The following is a 23,609-nucleotide window of genomic DNA, read 5'->3' as shown; positions in this document are numbered from 1 at the left end:
TCCGCTCGTACACCGACGTACCGACGTACCCGAAGGGGACATTCATGGCTTACACCGCCGCTGATGTGAAGAAGCTCCGCGAGCTGACCCAGGCCGGCATGATGGACTGCAAGAAGGCGCTCGACGAGAGCGAGGGCGACTTCGACAAGGCCGTCGAGCTGCTGCGCGTCAAGGGTGCCGCCAAGGCGGCCGCCCGCGGCGCCGAGCGCCAGACCTCGGCCGGCCTCGTGGCCGCCTCGGGCAACGCGCTCATCAGCCTGCTCGCCGAGACCGACTTCGTGGCCAAGAACGAGGCGTTCATCCAGGCTGCGAACGACATCGCCGCCGCCGCCGACGCCCACAAGATCGGCGACGCCGAGGCCCTCAAGGCCGTGTCGCTGGGCGACAAGACCGTCGGGGAGGTCGTGCAGGACCTCGCCATCACCATCGGCGAGAAGATCGAGCTCGGCCAGGTCGCGTACTTCGCCGGCACCACCACGGTCTACCTGCACAAGAAGGCCTCCGACCTGCCCCCGACCCTCGGCGTGCTCGTCGAGTTCGAGGGTGACGAGGCCGCGGCCAAGCAGGCCGCCCAGCAGGCCGCCGCGCTCAAGGCCCAGTACCTCACCAGCGACGAGGTCCCGGCCGACGTCGTCGCGGCCGAGCGCGACGTCCTCACCAAGAAGACCCTGGAGGAGGGCAAGCCCGAGGCCGCGGTCGCCAAGATCGTCGAGGGCCGCATCGGCGCCTTCTTCAAGGAGATCGTCCTGCTCGACCAGGAGTCGGTCTTCGAGGCCAAGAAGTCGGTCAAGCAGGTCCTGGACGCCGCCGGCACCACGATCACCCGCTTCGCCCGCTTCGAGGTCGGTGCCTGAGGCACCCGACTCCCGCGCGGACCGCACGACGGCCGCCGCGACCCTCGTGGTCGCGGCGGCCGTCGTCGTCACCGCCCCGTGAGGCTCCTGTGAGGCTCGCGTGGCGCCCGTGGGGCCTGTGAGGGACTGGAGAGCGCGCCGATGAGCGCGACGGCGTGGCGCACGCCTCGTCCGGACGGCCCGCCCCCGACCGCCTCGGCACGGCCCCGGACCGGCCGGTAGCCTTCGGCGCGGACCCCACCCCCCTGGAAGGACACCATGACCGGTTACAAGCGCGTGCTCCTCAAGCTCTCCGGAGAGGTGTTCGGGGGTGGCGGCGTCGGGGTCGATCCCGGCGTCGTCCAGACCATCGCCCGTGAGATCGCCTCGGTCACCGAGGCCGGCGTGCAGATCGCGGTGGTCATCGGCGGTGGCAACTTCTTCCGTGGCGCCGAGCTGCAGCAGCAGGGCATGGACCGCGTCCGTGCCGACTACATGGGCATGCTCGGCACGGTCATGAACTGCCTGGCGCTGCAGGACTTCGTGGAGAAGCTCGGCATCGAGACCCGTGTGCAGACCGCCATCACGATGGGGCAGGTCGCGGAGTCCTACATCCCGCGGCGCGCCATCCGGCACATGGAGAAGGGCCGGGTCGTCATCTTCGGCGCCGGCATGGGCATGCCGTTCTTCTCCACCGACACCGTCTCGGTGCAGCGCGCGCTGGAGAGCAAGTGCGACGCCGTGCTGTTCGACAAGAACGGCGTGGACGGCATCTACACCGCGGATCCGAAGAAGGACCCCACCGCGACCCGGATCGACCACCTGACCTACGACGACGCGATCGAGCGCGGCCTGCGGATCATGGACCAGACCGCCTTCACCCTCGCCCGGGAGAACCGGATGCCGCTGGTCGTCTTCGGACTCGGCAGCGAGGGTTCCCTCGCCCGGATCGTGTCAGGTGAGAGGATCGGAACGCTCGTCAGCGACGTCTGAGCCTGCGAGACGCCCCCGCACCCCCGACAGCCCCGCCACCGCGCGCCCCCCGGCGCGTCGAACCCCGAGGAACCACCACCGTGATCAACGACATCCTGAACGAGGCCGACGCCAAGATGGCGAAGTCCGTCGAGGCCACCCGCGAGGAGTTCGCCGCGGTCCGGGCCGGTCGGGCGCACCCCAGCATGTTCAGCAAGATCATGGTCGACTACTACGGCTCGGCCACGCCGCTGCAGCAGTTGGCCTCCTTCACCGCGCCCGAGGCCCGGGTGATCATCATCGCGCCCTACGACGTCGGGGCGATGGGCTCCATCGAGCGCGCGATCCGCGACTCCGACCTCGGGGTGAACCCCTCCAACGACGGCAAGACCCTGCGGTGCAACTTCCCCGAGCTCACCGAGGAGCGCCGCAAGGACTTCATCAAGATCACCAAGGCCAAGGCCGAGGACGGCCGCGTCGCCGTGCGCAACCTGCGCCGCGCCGCCAAGCAGGCCCTGGAGAAGCTGGAGAAGGACGGCGAGGTCGGCAAGGACGACGTCACCGGTGCCGAGAAGCGGCTCGACGGCATCACCAAGAAGCACGTCGACCACATCGACGAGATGCTGAAGAACAAGGAGGCCGAGCTGCTCGAGGTCTGAGGACCTCCCGGCTCGCACGGCAACGGCGCCCTCATGACCACCTCGGAGCAGGCCACCCCGGCCAAGGACCACGGTCGGGCCGGCCGCGACCTCAAGGCCGCGGTCGGCTCGGCGGTCGTGCTGCTCGGCGCGATCGCGGCCTCGCTGGCCTTCTGGAAGCCCGCGTTCATGCTCATCGTCGTCCTGGCGGTGGTCGTGGCGGTCTGGGAGCTGCACCAGGGCCTGATGGCCAAGGGCATCGACCTGCCCGAACAGCCGCTGATGATCGGCGGCGTCGTGATGGTCAGCGTCGCCTACCTCTGGGGTGCCGACGCCCTGGTCACCGCCACCGCCGTCACCGCGCTGGTGATCATGCTGTGGCTGCTGCGCCGCGGCATCGACGGCTACGTCCAGAACGCCACGGCGTCGGTGTTCACCCTGATCTACATCCCGTTCCTGGGGTCGTTCGTCGCGCTGCTGCTCGCCGAGGGCGGCGGCACCGGCGGGGGCATCGACGACGACGGCGTGGCCGGCATCCTGATCTTCATCCTGGTCACGATCGCCTCCGACATCGGGGGCTACGCCGCCGGGGTGCTGTTCGGTCGGCACCCGATGGCGCCGGTGATCTCGCCGAAGAAGTCCTGGGAGGGCTTCGCCGGCTCCGCGGCGGCGTGCATGGGCGCCGGCGTCGCCCTCATCGTCTGGCTCACCGACGGCGACTGGTGGGTCGGGCTGGCGCTCGGTGCGATCGCGGTCGTCATGGCCACCCTGGGCGACCTGTGCGAGTCGGTGATGAAGCGCGACCTCGGCATCAAGGACATGAGCCGGGTGATCCCGGGCCACGGCGGCCTCATGGACCGCCTCGACTCGCTGCTGGCGACGGCCGCCCCGATCTGGCTGCTCCTGCACTACGCGGTCTTCTGAGGCCGTGGCGCGACCGGTGCCCGACCCGCCGCTGACCCTGATCCGGCACGGCGCCCCCACGGCGGTGCCCGGGGTGGCGGCCTCGGAGTGGGACCTGGACCCCGCCGGCTTCGACGCCGTCTGGGCCCTGCGTGAGCGCGTCGCCGCCCTCGTGCCCGCCGGTGCGGTGTGGTGCTGCTCGCCGGAGCCCAAGGCCCAGCAGACCGCGCAGCTGCTCACCGACGCCCCGGTCGCGGTGCTGCCGGGGCTGGCCGAGCACCGCCGCGACGCCACCTGGTGGCCGGACTTCGAGGAGCGGGTCGCCGCCGCGTTCGCGCGGCCCGAGGAGCCCGCGGCGCCGGGGTGGGAGCCCCTGGCCGTCTGTCAGGAGCGCGTCCTCGCCACGGTCGCGGCGGCCCGGAACGACCTGGCCGGCACCGCACCGCTGGTGCTCGTGGGCCACGGCACCGCCCTGTGCGCCCTCGAGGCCGGACTCTCCGGTCGTGCCCTCCACGACCCGGGCGTCCTCGCGCGCTGGCGCTCCCTCGCGCTCCCTGATGTCTGGCAGGTCTGAGCGCCGCCCCGCCCCGTTCGTCCGGCAGGGCGTCCGTCCGTCGGATCGCGCCCCGTGGCGCACGCCGAGCGCTACGCTCGCTCCCGTGGTGGTCGATCAGGAGGGTGTCGTCGAGACGCCGGCGCCCGCGCACCGCGGTGGCTGGTGGCGCCGCGACCACCCCGTCTTCATCCCGCTCACCGGGTTCTTCACCGGCACGGTGCTCGTCTCGATCATCGTGGTGGCGCTCGGAGCGGTGCTGCGCCTGATCGGCCTGGACCTCACCGAGAACCCGCAGTACTTCGCGATCGCGATCGCGGCGCTGCTCGTGATCGACGCCGGGCTGATGGTGTGGGAGCGCAGCCGCCGCTTCGCGCGCTACATGCTCTTCGGGCTGCTCATCACCCCGGTGGTGGCCGGCGCCACCGCGGCGCTCACGCTCTACCTGCTGATCAACAACGACTGAGCCCGGGCCGGGTCGCGCTCGCCGATGGGCGCCGGAGGCGCCCGGCTGTCAGACTGGAGCGGCTATGTCCGACTCTGCTGAGCCCCGACGCCCGCTGCCCCTGGTGATGGAGGCCCCCCGCGGGCGCGCCAAGCCGCCCGTGCACCTCGCCGACCTCGACCCGGCAGGACGCGCCGCCCTGCTCGCCGAGCGCGGGCTGCCGGCGTTCCGGGCCAAGCAGCTCTCGCACCACTACTTCGGGCGGCTGGTCGACGACGCCGAGCAGATGACCGACCTGCCCGCCGGTCAGCGCGCCGACCTCGTGGGCGCCCTGCTTCCTCCCCTGATGACGCCCGTGCGCACGATGGAGGCCGACGCGGGCACCACGCGCAAGACGCTGTGGCGGCTCTTCGACGGCGCGCTCGTGGAGTCGGTTCTCATGCGCTACCCCGGTCGCGCCACGATGTGCGTCTCCAGCCAGGCCGGCTGCGGCATGGCGTGCCCGTTCTGCGCCACCGGCCAGGGCGGTCTGCAGCGCAACATGAGCACCGCCGAGATCGTGGAGCAGGTGCTCGCCGGCGCCCGCGCCCTCGCGCGCGACGAGGTGCCCGGTGGACCCGGCCGGGTCTCCAACGTGGTCTTCATGGGCATGGGGGAGCCGCTGGCCAACTACAAGGCCGTCGTCGGGGCCGTGCGGCGTCTGACCGACCCCACGCCCGACGGTCTCGGCATGTCGGCCCGCGGCGTGACGGTGTCCACCGTCGGTCTGGTGCCCCGCATCCGGCAGCTCGCCGAGGAGGGCGTCCCGGTCACCCTGGCGCTGAGCCTGCACGCCCCCGACGACGAGCTGCGCAACGAGCTGGTGCCGATCAACACCCGGTTCAGCGTCGAGGAGACCGTGCAGGCCGCCTTCGACTACGCCCAGGCCACCAAGCGGCGCGTGAGCATCGAGTACGCCATGATGCGCGGCATCAACGACCAGGGCTGGCGCGCCGACCTGCTCGCCGACGTCCTGATGCGCGGCGACTGGGGCTGGGTGCACGTCAACCTGATCCCGCTCAACCCGACCCCCGGCAGCAAGTGGACCGCCTCCGACCCCGCCGACGAGGCCGAGTTCGTGCGTCGGCTCGAGGCCCGCGGCATCCCCACCACCGTCCGCGACACCCGGGGCCGCGAGATCGACGGCGCCTGCGGGCAGCTCGCCGCCGCCGAGTAGCGCCGGCGGGCGGTTCCCGGAACCGGCGCCCTCCTGCGGCCGGATCGCCTAGGGTGCAGGCGCCGGCCCGCTCGGGCGGCCCTGACGAGGAGATCTCCCCATGACCGTGCTGATGCAGTCCACCGCCACCTACCGCGCCGGCACGGTGGGGCGGCCCCGCGCATGCACCGCCACGCTGCACCCCGACCGCCTCGAGGTGGTGGGGGCCGACGGGGCGATCCTGGCGAACCTCCCGACCGCGGCCATCACGCGGGTCAAGGTGAGCGGCAGCGCGGTGATGGTCACCGGTGAGCCGTTCGGCAAGGTCGGGCTGGAGTTCATCACGGTGGGCCGCAAGCTCGCCTGGGGCCTGCTGCTCGGCATCGGGATGCTGATCCCGATGTACACCGGCCAGGCCCGACGCACCACCCTCGCGTGGCGCGACGCCCTCGAGCAGGTGCGCGCCGGCGCCGCCGGCTGACCCCGGCCCGGTCGGGGCCGCCATCCGACGTTCATCGGCGCGCCACCGGGAGCGGGGCGTCGCGTACGCCGACGTCCCTAGCGTCGCGGTCATGGCGCAGGTCATCCCGCTCCCGCAGACCCCCACCCCCGCCCGCACGGGCGAACGACCCGGCGACCGCCTCACCGTGCTGGTGGTCGCGGAGTCGTTCCTCCCGCAGATCAACGGCGTCACCAACTCCGTGCGACGGGTGCTGGAGCACCTGGCGCGCGAGGGTCACGACGCGGTGCTGGTCGCCCCGACCGGACCCGAGACCTACGCCGGCTTCCCGGTGCGGCACGCCCGCGGTGCGGCGCTGCCCTTCTACCGGGACTTCAAGATCGGCCTTGAGTCGCGTCGTCGACTGCGGCAGATCTTCGCCCAGGTGCGACCCGACGTCGTGCACATCGCCTCGCCCGCGACCCTCGGCTACCAGGCCGCCAAGGTCGCCGCCGAGCTCGGTGTGCCCAGCGTCGCGATCTACCAGACCGACCTGGTGGGTTTCGCCGAGCGTTACGACCTGCCCGGCGGTGCCCGGGCCGCCGCCTCGCTCACCCGGCGGATCCACACCCGGGTGGACCGCACCCTGGCCCCCTCCACCGCGAGCCTCGCCCAGCTGGCGGACCTCGCGGTGCCCGGCTGTCACCTGTGGCCCCGCGGCGTGGACCTCGCGCAGTTCCACCCCGGCCGCCGCGACGAGCGGTGGCGTGCCGCGCTCCTCGGTGACCAGCAGGAGCGGTTGCTCGTCGGCTACATCGGCCGGCTCGCGCCGGAGAAGGAGCTGGACCTGCTCACGGCCCTGGCCGACGACCCGCGCTACCGGCTCGTCGTCGTCGGGACCGGTCCCGAGGAGGCGCGGCTGCGCGCGCTGCTGCCCGAGGCCCACTTCACCGGCCTGCTCCACGGCGACGACCTCGGTCGGGCCTACGCCTCCCTGGACCTGTTCGTGCACACGGGCCGCTTCGAGACCTACTGCCAGTCCGCCCAGGAAGCGCTCGCCTCGGGCGTGCCGGTCGTCGCGCCCCGGGCCGGCGGACCGATCGACGTCGTCGCCGACGGCGTCACCGGTCTGCTCTACGCCCCGGGGCAGCGGCGGGCCCTGGCCGCGGCGGTCGACGCGCTGGCCTCGGACCCCGATCGGCGACTCACGATGGGCCGCCTCGCCCGCCGCGCGGTCATGGAGCGCGGGTGGGACGCCGTCAACGCCGCGCTGGTGGAGCACTACCGCGCGGTGATCGGCGGCGAGGCGGTGCGCCTCAGCGCGTGAGGACGGCGATCGCCTCGGCGATCGTGTCGACCACCGCGATCCGCTCGCCGAACGCCCGCCCCCGCCCCAGCGCCTCCAGCAGCGGCCAGGCGGGCAGCGTGCGCGTCCAGTACTCGCGGCCGAGCAGCACCAGCGGTGGCACGTCCGCGGTGTCGCCGCTGCTGTAGTAGCCCTCGCACGCGTCCTGGAAGATCTCCTGCACGGTGCCGGCCGCGCCCGGCAGCACCACGATGCCGGCCGTGCACAGCTCCACCAGCACGGCCTCGCGCACCGCGTTGCTGACGTACTTGGCCACCACGTCGGCCATCACGTGCGGGGGCTCGTGGCCGTAGAACCACGTCGGGATGCCGACGACGCCGGGGCCCGGCGGCACGTCGTCCAGCGCCGCCCGCGCCGCCCGGCCCGCCACCGCCCACGCCTCGATCGAGGGACGGAAGGACGGCACCGGCGCCAGGTGGGCCAGGACGTCGTCGAGGCGCGCGGCGGCGTCGGTCTCGTCGAGTGAGCCGAGCCGCGCTCCCAGCGACGCGGCCTCCATCGCCCCCGGCCCGCCGCCGGTGGCCACGACCGCACCGGTGCGCGCCACGGCGGCACCGAGCAGCGCGGCCTCGCGGTAGCCGGGCGTCCCGCGCTCGGCGGCGTGGCCGCCCATCACCCCGACCAAGCGGCGGGGGGCCGCCCAGGCCCGCAACGCCTCGTCGATCCCGTGGTCGTGCAGCGCGGCGACCCGGGTGGCGTCCCGGTCGCGGGGCTGCTGGGTCCAGGCGTACACGCGGGCGTCGAGGGTCTCGGGGTAGGCGGGGTACTCCGGCCCGTCGTAGAGCTCCGCGGGGGTGTACAGCTCGCGCCGGTCGGGATCCAGCGGCACGCCCGCGGGCACGGGCAGCACGAGCGCGCCCGCGGCCCGCAGCGCCGTGAGCAGGTCGTCGTCGCCGGGACAGCCGAGGAACGTGGTGCCCTCGAGACGCTGGCCCAGCAGCCGGTCGGCCAGCGGGGCGAGGTCGACGCCGCTCACCTGCCAGGTGGCGGCGTCGACCTGTGCTGCGGGCGCGGCGTCGAGTCGCTGCGCCAGCTCCTCGCCGCTGCTGATCCGGACCGGCCGTCCTCGGGTGCCGTGCATGTCCCGAGTGTGCCCGGCCCCCGGTCGTCAGCCGGTCGTCAGCCCGTCACCAGGCGTGGGCCAGCAGGTCGGCGAACAGCGCGTCGCCGTCGGCGTGCTCCAGGCCCCGCTGCCGGAACCACCCGCAGATGTTCACGCAGTCGCGCTGCAGGAAGTCCAGTCCGGCGACGTTGCCGGCGAGGTCCACGATCTGCGGCAGGTCGATCAGCACCAGCCGGTCGCCGGCGGCCAGCACGTTGTAGGCCGACAGGTCGCCGTGCACCAGCCCCTCGCGCACGAGCATCACCAGGGCGTCGCGCAGCTGCTCGTAGTAGTGCGCCAGCAGGTCGGGGGCCGGGCGGGTCTGCGCCAGCCGCGGGGCGGTCTCGCCGTCGTGGCTGATCCACTCCAGGAGCAGCTCCGTGCCGTCGATCTGCACCGGGTACGGCACGGGCAGCCCCAGGTTCCAGCAGCGCACCAGGGCGTTCCACTCCGAGACGGCCCACTCCCCGGCCGCCACCTGGCGGCCCCAGGTGGACTTGCGCTTGAGGGCGCGCTCGTCGCGTGAGCGCTTCACCGAGCGGCCCTCGGTGTAAGCAGCGGCGCGGTGGAAGCTGCGGTGCTCGGTGGAGCGGTAGCGCTTGGCGGCCATCACCACCCCGCCGCCGGGATCGTGCGGGTCGGCGCGCTCGAGGAGGTGGACGTCGGCCTCCTTGCCGGTCTTGAGGATGCCGAGCTCGGTGTCAATGGCGCCCTGGGAGGTCACGACCCAGTCGGGTCGGGGCTCGGGGCCGCGGCACAGGGGCTCGACGCCGGCCCAGGTGGACCAGCGCTGACCGTCGGCGAGGTCGTCGTAGGTGCGCCAGGAGTCGAGGATCCCGGCGTGGTCGATCAGGTCGGGCAGGTCGATCAGGTCGGGCAGGTCGGGGCGCTCCGAGGCGCCGTGCGGCGCGGATGAGGACATGCGGTGCTGCTTTCGCGAGAGGGGTGGACGGCGGGCAGGCCGTGGACAGTCATGGACATGTCACGCTCCTCTCGGTGCGGCGCCGGGCCGGATGCCGCGGTCGTCGGGTCCTCGCGGACCGCTGTCAGTGTGGCGGGGCTCCTCCGGGTCGCGCCACCGGATTTCCGCGGGTCAGGCGGCGGCGGTGCCGGGCAGGCGCAGCCGCTCGGCGTGCTCCCAGGCGTCGTCGATGTGCACGACGTCGCGGCCCATGCGGTGCAGCAGGCTGGCCGCGATGCCGGCGCGGTAGCCCGAGCGGCAGTGCACCCAGATCTCACCCGCCGGCAGGGTGGCGGCGGCGCGCTCGACGTCCTGCACCGGCAGGTGGACGGCGCCGGGCAGGTGCGCGGCGGCGTACTCGTCGGCCTGGCGCACGTCGACCACGATCGGCTCCCGCTCCTGGCTGACCCGGCGGTACTCGGCCCAGTCGGCGCGGCGCAGCGTCGCGGTCAGCGGGGCGGCGTCCGGCACGACGTGGGCGCCCACGCCGTCGATCCCGATCCGGGCGAGGTCGCGCAGGGCCGGGGCGAGCAGGTCGGGGGAGTCGGTGAGCAGCACGATGTCGTCGCCCCACGGCACCAACCAGCCGACGTAGGTGGCGAACTGGTCGCTGTAGCCGATGTTCACGCTCCCGGGCAGGTGGCCGGCCGCGAACGCCTCGCTGCGGCGCAGGTCGACCACCCACGATCCGCTCAGGACGGCGTCGGCGACCTGCTCGGCGGTGACGCGCCGGGCCGGCGCGGGGGAGCCGGCGCCCGCGCGGTTGGCGGGGTCCATGTGCTGGTAGTAGGTCGGGATCGGGCCCAGGCCCGCGAGCAGGTCGGTCACGAAGGTCTCCTTGTCCAGGTGCAGGGCGGGGTGGTCGCGCTGGTCGCCCAGCGTCGGGAGGGTGCCGTCGTCGGCCTCGGCGGGCGTGACGGGCCGGCTGCTGCAGAAGCTGCCGAAGCCGTGCGTGGGCAGCAGCAGCGTGCGCGGGTCCAGGGCGGCCTGGGCGCGCACGCTGCGCCACTGCGCGGCCGCGAGGTGGGCGGCCAGGCGCGGATCGACGAGGTCGGTGCGTCCCACCGTGCCGAGGAGCATCGACCCGCCGCTGAGCAGGGCCGCGGGCGGGGCGCCCGGGGCGGCGGTCCCGGGTGCCGGGGTCAGCAGGAAGGACTGGTGGTGCCGGGTGTGGCCCGGGGTGTCGAGCACCTGGATCCGCAGTCTGCCGTAGCCGAGCACGTCGGGCGCGCGCACCCCGAGGCGCTCGAAGCGCACCGGCTCGTCGGCCGAGAGCAGGTAGTCGGCGCCGTGCCGCCGGGCGAGCGTCAGGGCGCCGGACACGTAGTCGTTGTGGATGTGGGTGTCGGCGACCGCGACGAGGTCGACCCCGGCGCGCTCGGCCGCCTCCTCCGCCCAGCGCACGTCACGTGGCGGGTCGATCACGATCCCGACCTGGCCGTCGTGCACCAGGTGGGCACGGTTGCCCAGGCTCGGCACCGGGATGGGCACGACCTCCATGCGGACTCCTTAAGTAGATCAAGTCAGTCGAGATAATAGCGCAAAGATCGGGCGGCCCCGCCGGTTCCGGTGCCGGCGCGCCCGGCGCGGGGTAGGTTGCAGCGGTGATCCCGTCCCGCCTGCGCCGGTCCGTCCCGCGGAGCCGGCTGGTGCCCCTGGCGCTGCTCGCGACCGTGCTCGCACCCCTGCCGTTCCTCGCACCGGCCACGGACGCCGCCCCGGCCTCCCAGGGACGACGCGCGCCGGTGGCGGGCGCCCCCGGCATCGGCGACCCGTACTGGCCGCTGGACGGCAACGGCGGCATCGACGTGCTCCACTACGACGTCGCGATCGGCTACAGCCTCGCCAGCGGCCACCTCGACGGCGTCACCACGCTCACCCTGCGCCCCACCCGCGACCTGAGCCGCTTCCAGCTGGACCTGCTGCTGCCCGCCACCTCGGTGAGCATCGACGGCGAGCCCGCCGCGTTCAGCCGCCCGGACCCGCACGAGCTGCGGATCACCCCGGCCACCCCGCTGGCGCGCGGGACGAGCGTCGAGGTGCGGGTCGCCTACGGCGGGCGGCCGGCGGAGTACGAGTACGCGGGGGAGAGCAACTGGCTGGCCGACGACGCCGAGGTCGTCGCCATGAACCAGCCGCACATGGCGCCGTGGTGGTTCCCGGCCAACGACCACCCCTCCGACAAGGCCCGCTTCGACATCACCGTCACCGGCGACGCCGAGGCGCAGGCGGTCGCCAACGGGCTGCTCGTCGACCGCACCGTCGAGGGCGACCTCGCCACCACGCACTGGCGCTCCACCTCGCCGATGGCCACCTACCTCGCCTTCTTCGCCCTCGGGCGCTACGACGTGCGCACGAGCACCCGCGCAGGCCTGCCGTTCTACGGCGCCGTCTCGCGCGAGCTGCCCCCCACCGTGCGCGAGAGCGCGTGGCGCACGCTGGCCGAGACCCCGGAGGTCACGGCCTGGCTGCAGCGCCGGCTCGGGCCCTACCCGTTCGAGTCCACCGGCGGCCTGGTCACCTCCCTGCCCGTCGGGTTCGCCCTGGAGAACCAGACCCGCCCGACCTACCCCGCGAGCCTCGGCGGCGACGTCTCGCTGCTGGTGCACGAGCTGGCCCACCAGTGGTTCGGCGACTCCGTCGCGGTCGCGCGCTGGCGCGACATCTGGCTCAACGAGGGCTTCGCGACCTTCATGGAGGCCGCCTACGCCGAGCGCCACGGCGGGCCGAGCGCCCAGCAGTGGCTGCGCGACACCTACGGGCGCTCCCGGGACCTGTTCGGCTTCTGGGAGATCGACCTCACCGACCCCGGCCGCGACCGGATCTTCTCCTCCGCGGTCTACAACCGCGGCGGGATGGCGCTCCAGGCGCTGCGGCGCGTGGTCGGCGACGGCGACTTCTGGCGGATCCTGCGCACGTGGGCCACCCAGCGGCGCGACGGCCTCGGCACGGTGCCGGCCTTCCGCCAGCTCGCCGAGCAGGTCTCGGACCGCTCCCTCGACCGGTTCTTCCGCGCCTGGCTGCAGGCTCCGCGCCCGCCGGACCGCACCCGCGCCAACGGCCTGAAGTAGGCCCCGCCGAGCCCGGCTGGGACACTGCTGCGGTGAGCTCCGCACCGCCGCGCCGCGACGTCGTCGTCCTGGGATCGACCGGATCCATCGGCACCCAGGCCCTCGACATCGTGCGGGCCCATCCCGACCGGTTCCGCGTCGTCGGCCTCGCCGCCGGTGGCGGGCGGCCCGACCTGTTCGCGGCCCAGGTGGCGGAGTTCGCCCCGCGGCTGCACGGCACGGGGGAGCAGGCCGCGATCGAGGCCGCGAGCCTGCCCTGCGACGTCGTGCTCACCGGCATCACCGGTGCCGTCGGCCTGCGGCCGACCCTCGCGGCGCTCGAGGCCGGCAGCACGCTCGCCCTCGCCAACAAGGAGTCGCTGATCATCGGGGGGCCGCTGGTGAAGGCGGTCGCGGCGCCCGGCCGCATCGTGCCGGTGGACAGCGAGCACAGCGCGATCGCCCAGAGCCTGCTGGCGGGCGACCGGGGCGAGGTGCGGCGCCTGGTGCTCACCGCCAGCGGCGGCCCGTTCCGGGGCCGTGGTCGCGCGGACCTCGCCCGGGTGACGCCCGCGCAGGCCCTGGCCCACCCGAACTTCGCGATGGGTCCGGTGATCACGACCAACTCCGCCACCTTGGTGAACAAGGGCCTGGAGGTCATCGAGGCCCACCTGCTCTTCGACGTGCCCTACGACCGGATCGACGTGGTGGTGCACCCTCAGCAGTACATCCACTCGATGGTCGAGTTCGTGGACGGCGCGGTGGTGGCCCAGCTCGGCCTGCCCACGATGGCGGTGCCCATCGCCCTGGGGATGGGCTGGCCGCACCGGGTGCCCGACGTCGAGACGCCGATCGACTGGACCCGGGCCGCCGACTGGCGCTTCGAGCCGGTCGACGACGCCGCGTTCCCCGCGATCACCCTGGCCCGGCAGGCCGGCACGCGCGGCGGCACGGCCCCCGCGGTCTACAACGCCGCCAACGAGGAGTGCGTCGCGGCCTTCCACGCCGGTCGGCTGCCGTTCCCCGGCATCGTCGACACGGTGGGGGAGGTCCTCGCCGCCCACGACGTAGGCTCGGAGGCGGCGCTCACCCTCGACGACGTGCTCGCGGCCGACGCATGGGCCCGGCGCCACGCCCACCAGTTGATCCCGAGCTGATCGGAAGACCGCGCGTGACCGCTCTGTACTACGCCCTGGGTGTGGTCGTCTTCGTGCTGGCCATCCTGATCTCGATCGGCCTGCACGAGTTCGGTCACCTCATCCCGGCCAAGCGCTTCGGCGGTCGGGTGACCCAGTACTTCATCGGCTTCGGGCCCACGCTGTGGAGCCGGCAGCGCGGCGAGACCGAGTACGGCATCAAGGCGATCCCGCTGGGCGGCTACGTCAAGATCGTCGGGATGCTCCCGCCCGCGCCGGCCGAGGTCGACGCCCCCGTGGGCCCCGACGGGCGCCCGATCACGCGGATGCGGGACACGAGCACCGGCCTGTTCACCCAGCTGGTCTCCGACGCCCGCGCGGCGGAGTGGGAGATCGTGCGGCCCGAGGACGAGGACCGGCTGTTCTACCGCATGGCGTGGTGGAAGAAGGTGATCGTGATGGCGGGCGGGCCGACGGTCAACCTGCTCATCGCCTTCTTCCTCTTCTGGGGCCTGTTCGCCTTCTACGGCCAGCAGTCGGTGGAGGTGGCCGAGGGCCCGCCGGTGGTCGACGAGGTCTCGGCCTGCGTGATCCCCTACGACGCCGCCGCCCCCGAGCGCGCCTGCACCGACGCCGATCCGCCCAGCCCGGCGGCGCGGGCCGGACTCGAGCCGGGCGACGTCATCACCGCCTTCAACGGCACCCCCGTCACTTCCTGGGAGCAGCTGCGCGAGCTGATCCGCGGCAACGCCGACGGCAGCGCGGTCATCGACTACGAGCGCGACGGCCGCCCGCTGAGCGCCACCACCTCCACCACCGTCGAGCTGCGCCCCGACCCCGACTCCGACGCCACCCTGCGCGAGGTCGGCTTCCTGGGCGTCACCCCGGTCACCCGGGTGGTCACCGAGTACGGCGGCCCCCTCTACACCCTGCGCGAGCTCGGGGGCATGACCGTCGACTCGATCCGGTCGCTGGTCGAGCTGCCGGTCAAGGTCGTGGGCGTCGGCAAGGCCATCCTGGGCCTGGAGGAGCGGGCCGTCGACAGCCCCGTGAGCATCGTGGGCGGCAGCCGCTTCGCCGGCGAGACCGCCTCGGCGCAGGACTTCCCGGTCGGCGACAAGATCGCGAGCCTGGTGGCGCTCATCGCCGGGTTCAACCTGTTCATCGGGGTGCTCAACTTCGTGCCGCTGCTGCCCCTGGACGGCGGCCACATCGCCAGTGCGCTGTGGGAGGCCGTGCGGCGCGGCATCGCGCGCCTGCGGCGCCGTCCCGACCCCGGACACGTCGACGCCGCCCGCCTGCTGCCGATCGCCTACGTGGTGGGCGTGGCGCTGCTGGTGATGGGGGTCGTGCTGATCGTCGGCGACCTCGTCGTCCCCGTCTCGCTGCAGGGGTAGCCGCACCCGACGGCCCTGCCGGACGGCCGGGCACGCCACGCGCCCGGGACGACGGTAGATTCGAGGCATGACCGCGATCAGCCTCGGTATGCCCTCGGCCCCGCCGCCGGTGCTCGCGCCCCGGCGTCCCACCCGCCAGATCCGGGTGGGCTCGGTCGGCGTCGGCAGCGACCACCCGATCTCGGTGCAGTCGATGACCACCACCCTCACCGCCGACGTCAACTCCACGCTGCAGCAGATCGCCGAGCTCACCGCGGCGGGCTGCGACATCGTGCGGGTGGCCTGCCCGAGCCAGGACGACGCCGACGCGCTGCCGGCGATCGCCACCAAGTCCGGCATCCCGGTGATCGCCGACATCCACTTCCAGCCCAAATACGTCTTCGCCGCCATCGACGCCGGCTGTGCGGCGGTCCGCGTCAACCCGGGCAACATCAAGAAGTTCGACGACCAGGTCAAGGAGATCGCGAAGGCCGCCTCCGACCGCGGCACCTCGATCCGGATCGGCGTCAACGCCGGCAGCCTCGACAAGCGGCTGCTGGAGAAGTACGGCAAGGCCACGCCCGAGGCGCTGGTCGAGAGCGCGGTGTGGGAGGCGAGCCTGTTCGAGGAGCACGGCTTCCGCGACTTCAAGATCTCGGTCAAGCACAACGACCCCGTCGTGATGGTGCGCGCCTACGAGCTGCTCGCCGAGCGTGGCGACTGGCCGCTGCACCTCGGCGTCACCGAGGCCGGGCCGGCGTTCCAGGGCACCATCAAGTCCGCCACCGCCTTCGGTGCGCTGCTGAGCAAGGGCATCGGCGACACCATCCGGGTCTCGCTCAGCGCCCCGCCGGTGGAGGAGGTCAAGGTCGGGCTGCAGATCCTGGAGTCGCTCAACCTGCGTCCCCGCCGTCTGGAGATCGTCAGCTGCCCCTCGTGCGGGCGGGCACAGGTCGACGTCTACAAGCTGGCCGAGCAGGTCACCGCGGGCCTCGAGGGCCTGGAGGTGCCGCTGCGCGTGGCCGTCATGGGCTGCGTCGTCAACGGACCGGGCGAGGCCCGTGAGGCCGACCTCGGCGTCGCCTCGGGCAACGGCAAGGGGCAGATCTTCGTCAAGGGCGAGGTCATCAAGACCGTGCCGGAGTCGCAGATCGTGGAGACGCTCATCGAGGAGGCGCTGCGCCTGGCCGAGGAGATGACCCCGGTCGAGGGCGGCGGCGCCGAGGTCACGGTCTCCTAGACACCCGACCCGCCTCGGCCGCTCGCGTGGGCCGACGGAGCACCGCACTAGGCTGGCCGGGTGCCAGCCCCACGCCACGGTGTCCGGGTCCTCGGGACCCCGGATCTCGAGGCGTTCCTCGCCCTCGCCAACCGCCATCCCGTCGTCAACGTCTTCGGCGTGCACCGGGCCCGCACCACCAGCCTGGAGCCGCGCTGGCTCGGCGGGGAGATGTGGGGCCGCTTCGACGCCGGCGAGCTGGTGGCGGCCTGCCACGTCGGGGCCAACCTGGTGCCGATCGAGGCCACCCCCGACGACGCCCGCGCCTTCGCCGAGAAGGCGCTGACCCGCAGCCGCTCGGCCACCACCATCGTGGGTCCCCACGACGCCGTCCGCGCCTTCTGGACCCAGGTGGCCGGGGCGTGGGGCCGCCCGCGCGAGGCCCGCTGGCAGCAGCCCCACCTGGAGATCTCCGGCGCGCCCGCGGTGGCGCCCGACCCACTGGTGCGACGCACCGACCGTCACGACATGGCCGAGCTGTACCCGGCGTGCGTGGCGATGTACACCGAGGAGGTCGGGGTGTCGCCGGAGGCCGGGGGCAGCGCCGACCTCTACCGCGCCCGCGTGAGCCAGCTGGTCGCGCGCGGCTGGTCCTTCGCCCGCTTCGACGCCGGCCGGCTGGTGTTCAAGGCGGAGGTCGCGTGCGCCACCCCGTACGCGGCCCAGATCCAGGGCGTGTGGGTGCCGCCCGACCGCCGCGGCGAGGGCCTGGCGAGCGAGGGCATGGCCGCGGTGGTCGACCTCGTGCGCACCCAGATCGCGCCCACCGTCTCGCTCTACGTCAACGAGTGGAACCACGCGGCCCGGCGCACCTACGCCCGCGTCGGGTTCGTCGAGTCGGCCCGCTTCTCCACCGTGATGTTCTGACCGGCGCCGGCCCCGACCCGGCCCCGGCGGGTCGGACCCTAGGATCGCGGACATGTCCGCACCCCGCAGCGTCACCGCCCTCGCCGGGATCTTCGCCGTGGCCGGCGTCGTCCACCTCGTCAAGCCCGAGCTGTACGAGCCGCTGATGCCCTCCTGGGTGCCGGCCCACCGCGAGGTCATCCTCGGCAGCGGGGTCGCCGAGCTCGCCCTCGCCGCCGGACTCGCCGCCCCGCGCACCCGCCGACTCGCAGGCTGGGGGAGCGTGGCCCTGCTCGTGGGGGTCTACCCCGGCAACGTGCAGATGGCGGTGGACGCCGTCAAGGGCGACAACCCCGCCTTCACGGCCGCGGCCCTGGCGCGTCTGCCCCTGCAGTGGCCCCTGATCCGGATGGCGCTGCGCGCCACCCGGGAGGACTGAGCCGCCTCCCGGGGGCGCGCCGCGCCCTGCTCCGACCTCGGGGCCGGAGGAGCCTCAGAGCCCCTCGTTGCGGCGCAGGGGACCCACCCGCTCGCACTCCCCGCCGCCGCAGCGCACGTCGGCGTGACGACGGGCGCCGTAGGCGTCCACGATCCAGTGCCGGCCGTCGTCCTCCCAGTCGGGGAACTCGAAGAACCCCTGGGCGTCGTAGACCGCGATGACGGCGCCGTTGCCGCGCCGCTCGACGATCCGGCTCGGGCCCAGGCCGTCGGTGAGCTTGTGGTCGGTGAGCATCCGACGGCCGTCGGGCGACCACGACATCACGGCGTCGCGGCACGACCGCCACACGACCTCGGTCGGGGCGCTGACCAGCGACACCTCGGTGCAGCCGCCGTCGTAGGGGTCGGCGGTGAAGCGGGCGATCCGGTCGACGGTGAGGTCGGCCCGGTAGGCGTTGCGCGCGCCGGGCAGCACGCGCACCCGCCCGGTCTCGGGGTCCCAGCGGCGCAGCGGCTGGTCGAAGCCGCCGAGGAGCACCCCGGCGTGGTCGGCGTCCAGCACGGTGGCGCCGCCGTCGAGCACCGTCGAGGCCACGACGCGGCCGTCGGTGAGCGAGCGCACCTGGACCGTCGCGGTGCCCCGACCGCCGGGCCGGGCCGCGCGGTAGCGGGCGACGACGAACTGATCGGTCTCCTTGCGCAGCCGGACGACGTCGACGGGGGTCCGGCGGGTCAGCACGACCGGGTCGGCGTCGGGCGCCACCCGGAGCGTGCGCGTGCCGACCCCCTCGCTGCTGGTCGTCACGAGGTACTGCCCGTCGGGCAGCCTCCCCACCAGGCCCACGTACTCCGCCTCGATCGGGATGCGCACGTCGCCGTCCACCAGGGTCGTCCCGACGATGCGCGGGATCTCCGGTGCGGGGCCGCGGTCCAGCGCGCCCGGCTCGATCCTCACGGTCGGGGCGGCGGTCGGGGCGGCGGGGGCGGCGGCGTGGGCGGGGTCCGAGAGACCGCCGAGCGGGAGCAGCGCGGCGGCGGGCAGGCAGGCCAGTCCCGCCAGGGCCGTGGCCAGCGCGCGGCGCGGGCGCGGGGTCGGGTGCGTCCTCATGACGAGGTCCTCTCCTTCGATCCGACGCTCGGCGGGTGCCGGGCGTCAGTGGGGAGACGCCGCCGGTAACCGGATGGTTGTCACCCGATCGCACTCAGTAGCCTTCAGCCCATGATCGAGCGGATGTCGTCCCTGTTCCTGCGCACCCTGCGCGACGACCCCGCGGACGCCGAGGTGCCGAGCCACCGCCTGCTCGTCCGCGCGGGCTACATCCGCCGCGCCGCTCCCGGCATCTACACCTGGCTGCCGCTGGGGCTGCGGGTGCTGCGGCGCATCGAGGCCATCATCCGTGCCGAGATGGCCTCCATCGGGGCGCAGGAGCTGAGCTTCCCCGCCCTGCTGCCCCGCGAGCCCTACGAGGCCACCGGGCGCTGGACCGAGTACGGCGACGGCATCTTCCGGCTCCAGGACCGCAAGGGCGCGGACTACCTGCTCGGGCCCACGCACGAGGAGATGTTCACCCTCGTGGTGAAGGACCTGTACTCCTCCTACAAGGACCTGCCCCTCTCGATCTACCAGATCCAGACCAAGTACCGCGACGAGGCCCGGCCCCGGGCCGGCCTGCTGCGCGGCCGCGAGTTCACGATGAAGGACTCCTACTCCTTCGACGTCGACGACGCCGGGCTGGAGACCAGCTACCAGGCCCACCGCGACGCCTACGTGCGGATCTTCGACCAGCTCGGCTTCGACTACGTCATCGTCTCCGCCCACGCCGGGGCGATGGGCGGCTCGCGCTCGGAGGAGTTCCTCGCCCGGGTGGCGGTCGGGGAGGACACCTTCGTGCAGTGCACGGTGTGCGACTACGCCGCCAACGTCGAGGCCGTCTCGATCCCCGCACCTGCGGCAGTGCCCTTCGACGACGCGCCCGCGTCGCGGGTCGTCGACACCCCGGGCACCCCCACGATCGACACCCTGGTGGCGCACCTGAACGAGGCCGAGCCCCGCGCCGACCGCCCCTGGACGGGGGGCGACACCCTCAAGAACGTCCTGTTCGTGCTCGAGCACCCCGACGGGCGCACCGAGACCCTCGCGATCGGCCTGCCCGGCGACCGCGAGGTGGACGAGAAGCGGCTGGAGGCGCAGGTCTACCCCGCCGAGTTCCGCCCCTTCGGCGAGGCCGAGTTCGCCGCCCACCCCGCGCTGGCGAAGGGCTACATCGGCCCCGGTGCGCTGGGGGAGGAGTCGAGCACGGGCATCCGCTACCTCGTCGACCCCCGCGTCGTCGAGGGCACCCGCTGGGTGACCGGTGCCGACGCCCCGGGCCGGCACGTGGTCGACCTCGTGGCGGGCCGGGACTTCACCCCCGACGGCACGATCGAGGCCGCCGAGGTGCGGGCGGGCGACCCCTGCCCCCACGGCGACGGCGGCACCCTGGAGGCCGAGCGCGGCCTGGAGATGGGCCACGTCTTCCAGCTGGGGCGCAAGTTCGCCGAGGCGCTGGACCTGAAGGTGCTCGACGAGAACGGCAAGCTCGTCACCGTCACGATGGGCTCCTACGGCATCGGGGTCACCCGCGCGGTCGCCGCCATCGCCGAGGGCACCCTCGACGACGCCGGCCTGTGCTGGCCGCGCAACGTCGCGCCCTTCGACGTCACCGTCGTGGCCGCAGGCAAGGACGCCTCGCTGTTCGAGTTCGCCGAGCAGCTGTCCGGCGATCTCGACGCCGCCGGGCTGGAGGTGCTCTACGACGACCGCACCGGCAAGATCAGCCCCGGGGTGAAGTTCAAGGACGCCGAGCTGATCGGCGTGCCCACCATCGTGGTGGTCGGCAAGGGCCTGGCCGACGGCGTCGTCGAGGTCAAGGACCGCCGCTCCGGCACCGCCGAGCAGGTGCCGGCCGACCGGGTGCTCGAGCACGTGCTCGGGGTCGTGCGGGGCTGACGGTCACGGCCGCCCCGGCGCCCTCAGGTGCGCAGCAGCGCGTCGAGGATCGTGCGCAGCGCGGTGCGCACCTCCGCCGCGGCCGCGACGCGGTCCTCGGCGCGCGCCACCATGAGCGCCCCCTCCTCCAGGGCGGCGACGAGCACGTGGGTGAGCGGCCACACCGGCTGGGCCGGCACGCCGCCGGCGTCGATGATGCGCTGCACCACCGCCGCGGCGAGGTCCATGCCGTTGCCGCGCGCGATCTCGCGGCTGCGCCACCAGCCCAGGGCGGTCGGCGCCTCGAGCAGCGCGATCTGGAGGACCTCGTCGTCGGTGCACACCTCCAGCCAGGCGTCGATCACGCTGCCGAGGTCGGCCGGTACCGGTTGACCGGGCCCCTCGTCGAGCTGCGGTCCGGTGCCGAGCGCGCTGGCGAGCCGGTCCACGACGTCGCCGTGCACGGCCTGCACGACCGCCTCGAACAGCCCCTCCTTGCCGCCGAACTGGTGGTAGAGCGCGCCGCGGGTCACGCCGGCGGCCGAGGCGAGCTCGTCGGTGCCGACGCCGGCGAAGCCGCGGGCCGCGAACAGCGGCCGTGCCGCGGCCACGAGCGCGGCGCGGGTGGCCGCGGTGCGCTCCGCCTGCGTGCGCCGAGCCGTCATGGCCACGCACCCTAACCGCCCCGGCATCTCGGTGCGCCGGTAGGTTGCCGGGCATGGGCACCCTCGACGCCGTCATCTTCGACTGGGGCGGCACCCTCACCGCCTGGCACGACATCGACTTCCACGCCGAGTCGCTCGCCCTCGCCGAGGCCGTCGTCCGGGCCCCGCATCCCCCGGAGGTCTCCCAGCGGCTGCTGCACGAGGCGGGGTCGGTGGTGTGGGGCCGCAGCCGCGACCACCAGGTCAGCGCGACCGTGGCCGACCTGTTCACCGTGGCCGGGCTCGAGCACGACCCCGACCTGCTCGCGGCCTACTACGCCTTCTGGGAGCCCCACACCCTCACCGATCCCGAGGTGCGTCCGCTGTTCGAGGGTCTGCGGGCCCGCGGCCTGGCCGTCGGCATCCTGTCCAACACGCTGTGGTCGCGTGAGGTCCACCGCGGCTTCTTCGCCCGCGACGGCGTGCTCGACCTCATCGACGGCGACGTCTACAGCTCCGAGATCCCCCACACCAAGCCCTCCCCGCTGGCCTTCCGCGCCGCGATGGAGGCGGTGGGGGCCTCCGACCCCGCGCGCTGCGTGTACGTCGGCGATCGTCTCTACGACGACGTCTGGGGTGCGCAGCAGGCCGGGATGCGCGCGGTGTGGGTGCCGCACAGCGTGATCCCGGACGAGCAGCGCGGCCACACCGAGGGCGAGCCCGACGCGCGGATCGACACCCTGCTGGACCTGCTCGACGTCGTGGACGGCTGGCTCACGGCCTGACCGGGACCCGGACGGGGTTCAGGAACCTGCAGCGCGACAACCTGAGCCGGGTGCGCGCTGGCCCCGTGGTCCGGGTGCGCGGCAGCGTGGCGCCACCGCCGCGGCGAGCGCCGCGGCGTCGCTGTCGAGAGGATCCGTCATGACCCCCACGCCCGCCCGTCCCCGCCGCCTCGCCCGCATCGCGGTGCTCGCCGGTCTCCCCGCCCTCACCGCCGCTCTCGTGCTGGGTGTGGCCGCGCCCTCCGGTGCGGCGGTCGAGAACGAGCGCTGCGGGATCGCCTGCGCGGGCCGCTGAGGCCCGGCGGGCCCGTGCACCCGGGCGTTGCATGGTTTCGCACTGCACCTTCGTGAAGCCGATCCGGGCGTGTGAGGCCCGCGTCGGGAGCGCATGCTCCCAGGTGTCGGCTCCGCGGTCCCGCTGCGCCGGCCGGACACAGGTCCGCGCATCGCTCCGTCGGGGGGCGTCTCGGGAGTTCCCCGACGGAGCGACGCGCGGACCTGTCGCCGTTCCCGGACCTGCGGACGTGATCGCCCGGCGGATCGGCCGACCGGGGGCCTCAGACGCGGCCGGGCCAGGTCCCGGCCCCCGCACCCGCGTCGACGTCCTGCACCGCCGCGTCCACGAGGGTCGCGAGCGCCCACGGCCGGTCCCCGGCCCGCCCGGTCCTCCCGGTCCGCGCCCCGGCGGACGTCGCCGGCGCGTTGGCCAGCAGGAAGCCGGCGGCGTCGGCGCACCGGCGCTCCACCGTGGCCAGGGCCGCGATCACCTCGGCCGGTCGGGACGTGGAGGGGACGTCGTAGGCGGCGGCGGCCGGGGCGGTGCGGGCCACGCTCGGCCAGGTGAGCGCGAGGGCGTCGCGCCGGGCCCGGTGGCGGGCCAGTGCCAGCAGCAGTCGGTCGTGCCCCCCGGGGGAGAGCGCGGCCGGCAGGCGGGCCGCGAGGGTGCCGACCACCGCCACCGCCGCGTGCTCGGCGGCCAGTGCGGTCACCAGCCCCGCGGCGTGGGCCTCCCCGGCCTCCTCGACCGGGAGCGGGGCCGTCGGCACCGCGGCGACGGCGGCGTCCACGGTCGCCGCGCCGGTGTCCGGGCGCGGCAGTCCGAGGACCGGATCGAGCAGGAGGCGCTGGGCCAGGGCGGCCCGGACCGAGCCGGCGAGCAGGGCCAGTGGCCCGCTCGCCGCGAGCACGGCCACCCGTGCGGCGGTGTCGGCCAGGCCCAGCTCCGCACGCCCGGCGACCGCACGTGCCGACGGGCCGCGCGGGACCGTCGTGGCCTCGGCCGGCGGCGCCGGCAGCTCGCGCGCGTGGCGGCGGTGCAGGGTGGCCAGCTCGCGCCAGGCCCGCGCCGCGTCGGGCGCGGGAGCGGCCTGCGCCGCGGCCTCGGCCGCCACGCGAGCACGCGCGACCGCGGCCGCGAGCCGGGTGGCGAGCACGTCGTCGCCCGTGGCCGTGCCGGGCCCTGCGGCCGGCCGGGTGCCGCAGCCGGCCGTCAGCGACAGGCCCGCCGTCGCGACCAGCCCGAGGCCGCCGGCGCGCAGCAGGTCGCGGCGCGAACGGGGCAGGTCCAGGGGCGGCGGCACGGGCCCGAGCGTAGTGCGCGCCCCGGGCCGCCCGGGCACGAGCATCGGTGCGTCGCCGAGTAAGGTGGGGGCTCGTCCCGCAGCCGCGGGACCCGGCGTC

General features: G+C 74.2%; 24 protein-coding genes. 18 read left to right on the top strand and 6 right to left on the bottom strand.

Annotation, left to right across the window (positions count from 1 at the left end):
- Positions 1–44: 44 nt before the first annotated feature.
- From tsf to ACERUJ_RS11795, 9 genes are all read left to right on the top strand, one after another.
- Positions 45–854 (top strand): translation elongation factor Ts, encoded by an 810-nt coding sequence (gene tsf, locus ACERUJ_RS11835; protein ID WP_370248736.1) that lies wholly within the window; start codon positions 45–47, stop codon positions 852–854.
- Positions 855–1,112: 258 nt separating this feature from the next.
- On the top strand, positions 1,113–1,826 hold the full coding sequence (pyrH, locus tag ACERUJ_RS11830; RefSeq protein ID WP_370248735.1) for a UMP kinase: 714 nt from the start codon (positions 1,113–1,115) through the stop codon (positions 1,824–1,826).
- A gap of 83 nt (positions 1,827–1,909) precedes the next feature.
- On the top strand, positions 1,910–2,464 hold the full coding sequence (gene frr / locus ACERUJ_RS11825) for a ribosome recycling factor (protein ID WP_370248895.1): 555 nt from the start codon (positions 1,910–1,912) through the stop codon (positions 2,462–2,464).
- A 33-nt stretch (positions 2,465–2,497) separates the two neighbouring features.
- Positions 2,498–3,367 carry a phosphatidate cytidylyltransferase gene (locus ACERUJ_RS11820; RefSeq protein ID WP_370248734.1) on the top strand — a complete coding sequence of 290 codons (870 nt, stop codon included), beginning with the start codon at positions 2,498–2,500 and terminating at the stop codon, positions 3,365–3,367.
- Positions 3,368–3,371: 4 nt separating this feature from the next.
- Positions 3,372–3,920 (top strand): histidine phosphatase family protein, encoded by a 549-nt coding sequence (locus ACERUJ_RS11815; protein WP_370248733.1) that lies wholly within the window; start codon positions 3,372–3,374, stop codon positions 3,918–3,920.
- An 85-nt stretch (positions 3,921–4,005) separates the two neighbouring features.
- Entirely contained in the window at positions 4,006–4,365 is a 360-nt protein-coding gene (locus ACERUJ_RS11810) for a hypothetical protein (RefSeq protein WP_370248732.1), read from the top strand.
- 64 nt (positions 4,366–4,429) lie between these two features.
- Positions 4,430–5,560, top strand: a complete 1,131-nt coding sequence (gene rlmN / locus ACERUJ_RS11805) for a 23S rRNA (adenine(2503)-C(2))-methyltransferase RlmN (RefSeq protein ID WP_370248731.1) — start codon at positions 4,430–4,432, stop codon at positions 5,558–5,560.
- Between the two features lie 100 nt (positions 5,561–5,660).
- On the top strand, positions 5,661–6,020 hold the full coding sequence (locus tag ACERUJ_RS11800; RefSeq protein ID WP_370248730.1) for a hypothetical protein: 360 nt from the start codon (positions 5,661–5,663) through the stop codon (positions 6,018–6,020).
- A gap of 91 nt (positions 6,021–6,111) precedes the next feature.
- Entirely contained in the window at positions 6,112–7,305 is a 1,194-nt protein-coding gene (locus ACERUJ_RS11795; RefSeq protein WP_370248729.1) for a glycosyltransferase family 4 protein, read from the top strand.
- Here ACERUJ_RS11795 and ACERUJ_RS11790 read toward each other — a convergent pair.
- The 3 genes from ACERUJ_RS11790 to ACERUJ_RS11780 form a co-directional block, all read right to left on the bottom strand.
- Positions 7,295–8,425 carry an LOG family protein gene (locus tag ACERUJ_RS11790; protein WP_370248728.1) on the bottom strand — a complete coding sequence of 377 codons (1,131 nt, stop codon included), beginning with the start codon at positions 8,423–8,425 and terminating at the stop codon, positions 7,295–7,297. The genes ACERUJ_RS11795 and ACERUJ_RS11790 overlap by 11 nt on opposite strands.
- Before the next feature lie 46 nt (positions 8,426–8,471).
- Positions 8,472–9,368: a serine protein kinase RIO gene (locus ACERUJ_RS11785; protein ID WP_370248727.1), complete on the bottom strand. Its 897-nt coding sequence runs from the start codon at positions 9,366–9,368 to the stop codon at positions 8,472–8,474.
- Between the two features lie 171 nt (positions 9,369–9,539).
- Positions 9,540–10,907, bottom strand: coding sequence for a rhodanese-like domain-containing protein (locus ACERUJ_RS11780; RefSeq protein ID WP_370248726.1), 1,368 nt, complete (start codon positions 10,905–10,907; stop codon positions 9,540–9,542).
- A gap of 104 nt (positions 10,908–11,011) precedes the next feature.
- Here ACERUJ_RS11780 and ACERUJ_RS11775 point away from each other — a divergent pair, with 104 nt between their 5' ends.
- The 6 genes from ACERUJ_RS11775 to ACERUJ_RS11750 all read left to right on the top strand — a co-directional run bounded on the left by ACERUJ_RS11775 (position 11,012) and on the right by ACERUJ_RS11750 (position 17,533).
- Positions 11,012–12,478, top strand: a complete 1,467-nt coding sequence (locus tag ACERUJ_RS11775; protein WP_370248725.1) for a M1 family metallopeptidase — start codon at positions 11,012–11,014, stop codon at positions 12,476–12,478.
- Between the two features lie 32 nt (positions 12,479–12,510).
- On the top strand, positions 12,511–13,614 hold the full coding sequence (locus ACERUJ_RS11770) for a 1-deoxy-D-xylulose-5-phosphate reductoisomerase (protein ID WP_370248724.1): 1,104 nt from the start codon (positions 12,511–12,513) through the stop codon (positions 13,612–13,614).
- A gap of 14 nt (positions 13,615–13,628) precedes the next feature.
- Positions 13,629–14,990, top strand: a complete 1,362-nt coding sequence (locus ACERUJ_RS11765) for an RIP metalloprotease (RefSeq protein ID WP_370248723.1) — start codon at positions 13,629–13,631, stop codon at positions 14,988–14,990.
- 67 nt (positions 14,991–15,057) lie between these two features.
- Positions 15,058–16,209 (top strand): flavodoxin-dependent (E)-4-hydroxy-3-methylbut-2-enyl-diphosphate synthase, encoded by a 1,152-nt coding sequence (ispG, locus tag ACERUJ_RS11760; RefSeq protein WP_370248722.1) that lies wholly within the window; start codon positions 15,058–15,060, stop codon positions 16,207–16,209.
- A 60-nt stretch (positions 16,210–16,269) separates the two neighbouring features.
- Positions 16,270–17,115, top strand: a complete 846-nt coding sequence (locus ACERUJ_RS11755) for a GNAT family N-acetyltransferase (RefSeq protein ID WP_370248721.1) — start codon at positions 16,270–16,272, stop codon at positions 17,113–17,115.
- Positions 17,116–17,167: 52 nt separating this feature from the next.
- On the top strand, positions 17,168–17,533 hold the full coding sequence (locus ACERUJ_RS11750) for a hypothetical protein (RefSeq protein WP_370248720.1): 366 nt from the start codon (positions 17,168–17,170) through the stop codon (positions 17,531–17,533).
- A 54-nt stretch (positions 17,534–17,587) separates the two neighbouring features.
- On the opposite strand, the gene ACERUJ_RS11745 is transcribed toward ACERUJ_RS11750, so the two are convergent.
- Positions 17,588–18,640 carry a hypothetical protein gene (locus tag ACERUJ_RS11745; RefSeq protein ID WP_370248719.1) on the bottom strand — a complete coding sequence of 351 codons (1,053 nt, stop codon included), beginning with the start codon at positions 18,638–18,640 and terminating at the stop codon, positions 17,588–17,590.
- A gap of 111 nt (positions 18,641–18,751) precedes the next feature.
- Here ACERUJ_RS11745 and ACERUJ_RS11740 point away from each other — a divergent pair, with 111 nt between their 5' ends.
- Positions 18,752–20,521 (top strand): proline--tRNA ligase, encoded by a 1,770-nt coding sequence (locus tag ACERUJ_RS11740; protein ID WP_370248718.1) that lies wholly within the window; start codon positions 18,752–18,754, stop codon positions 20,519–20,521.
- A 23-nt stretch (positions 20,522–20,544) separates the two neighbouring features.
- On the opposite strand, the gene ACERUJ_RS11735 is transcribed toward ACERUJ_RS11740, so the two are convergent.
- Positions 20,545–21,165 carry a TetR/AcrR family transcriptional regulator gene (locus ACERUJ_RS11735; protein WP_370248717.1) on the bottom strand — a complete coding sequence of 207 codons (621 nt, stop codon included), beginning with the start codon at positions 21,163–21,165 and terminating at the stop codon, positions 20,545–20,547.
- Positions 21,166–21,218: 53 nt separating this feature from the next.
- Here ACERUJ_RS11735 and ACERUJ_RS11730 point away from each other — a divergent pair, with 53 nt between their 5' ends.
- Together ACERUJ_RS11730 and ACERUJ_RS11725 are read left to right on the top strand one after the other, a co-directional pair.
- Positions 21,219–21,929, top strand: coding sequence for an HAD family hydrolase (locus ACERUJ_RS11730; RefSeq protein WP_370248716.1), 711 nt, complete (start codon positions 21,219–21,221; stop codon positions 21,927–21,929).
- 139 nt (positions 21,930–22,068) lie between these two features.
- Positions 22,069–22,224 (top strand): hypothetical protein, encoded by a 156-nt coding sequence (locus ACERUJ_RS11725; protein WP_370248715.1) that lies wholly within the window; start codon positions 22,069–22,071, stop codon positions 22,222–22,224.
- A gap of 262 nt (positions 22,225–22,486) precedes the next feature.
- Here the strand turns inward: ACERUJ_RS11725 and ACERUJ_RS11720 are convergent, their stop codons facing one another.
- Positions 22,487–23,509, bottom strand: a complete 1,023-nt coding sequence (locus ACERUJ_RS11720) for a DUF4439 domain-containing protein (protein WP_370248714.1) — start codon at positions 23,507–23,509, stop codon at positions 22,487–22,489.
- Between the last annotated feature and the right edge of the window lie 100 nt (positions 23,510–23,609).

Source organism: Nocardioides sp. (genome assembly GCF_964228225.1).
Lineage (GTDB): Bacteria > Actinomycetota > Actinomycetes > Propionibacteriales > Nocardioidaceae > Nocardioides.
The sequence above is the reverse complement of the archived record's forward strand: the minus strand, read 5'-3'. Positions and strand labels throughout refer to the sequence as shown.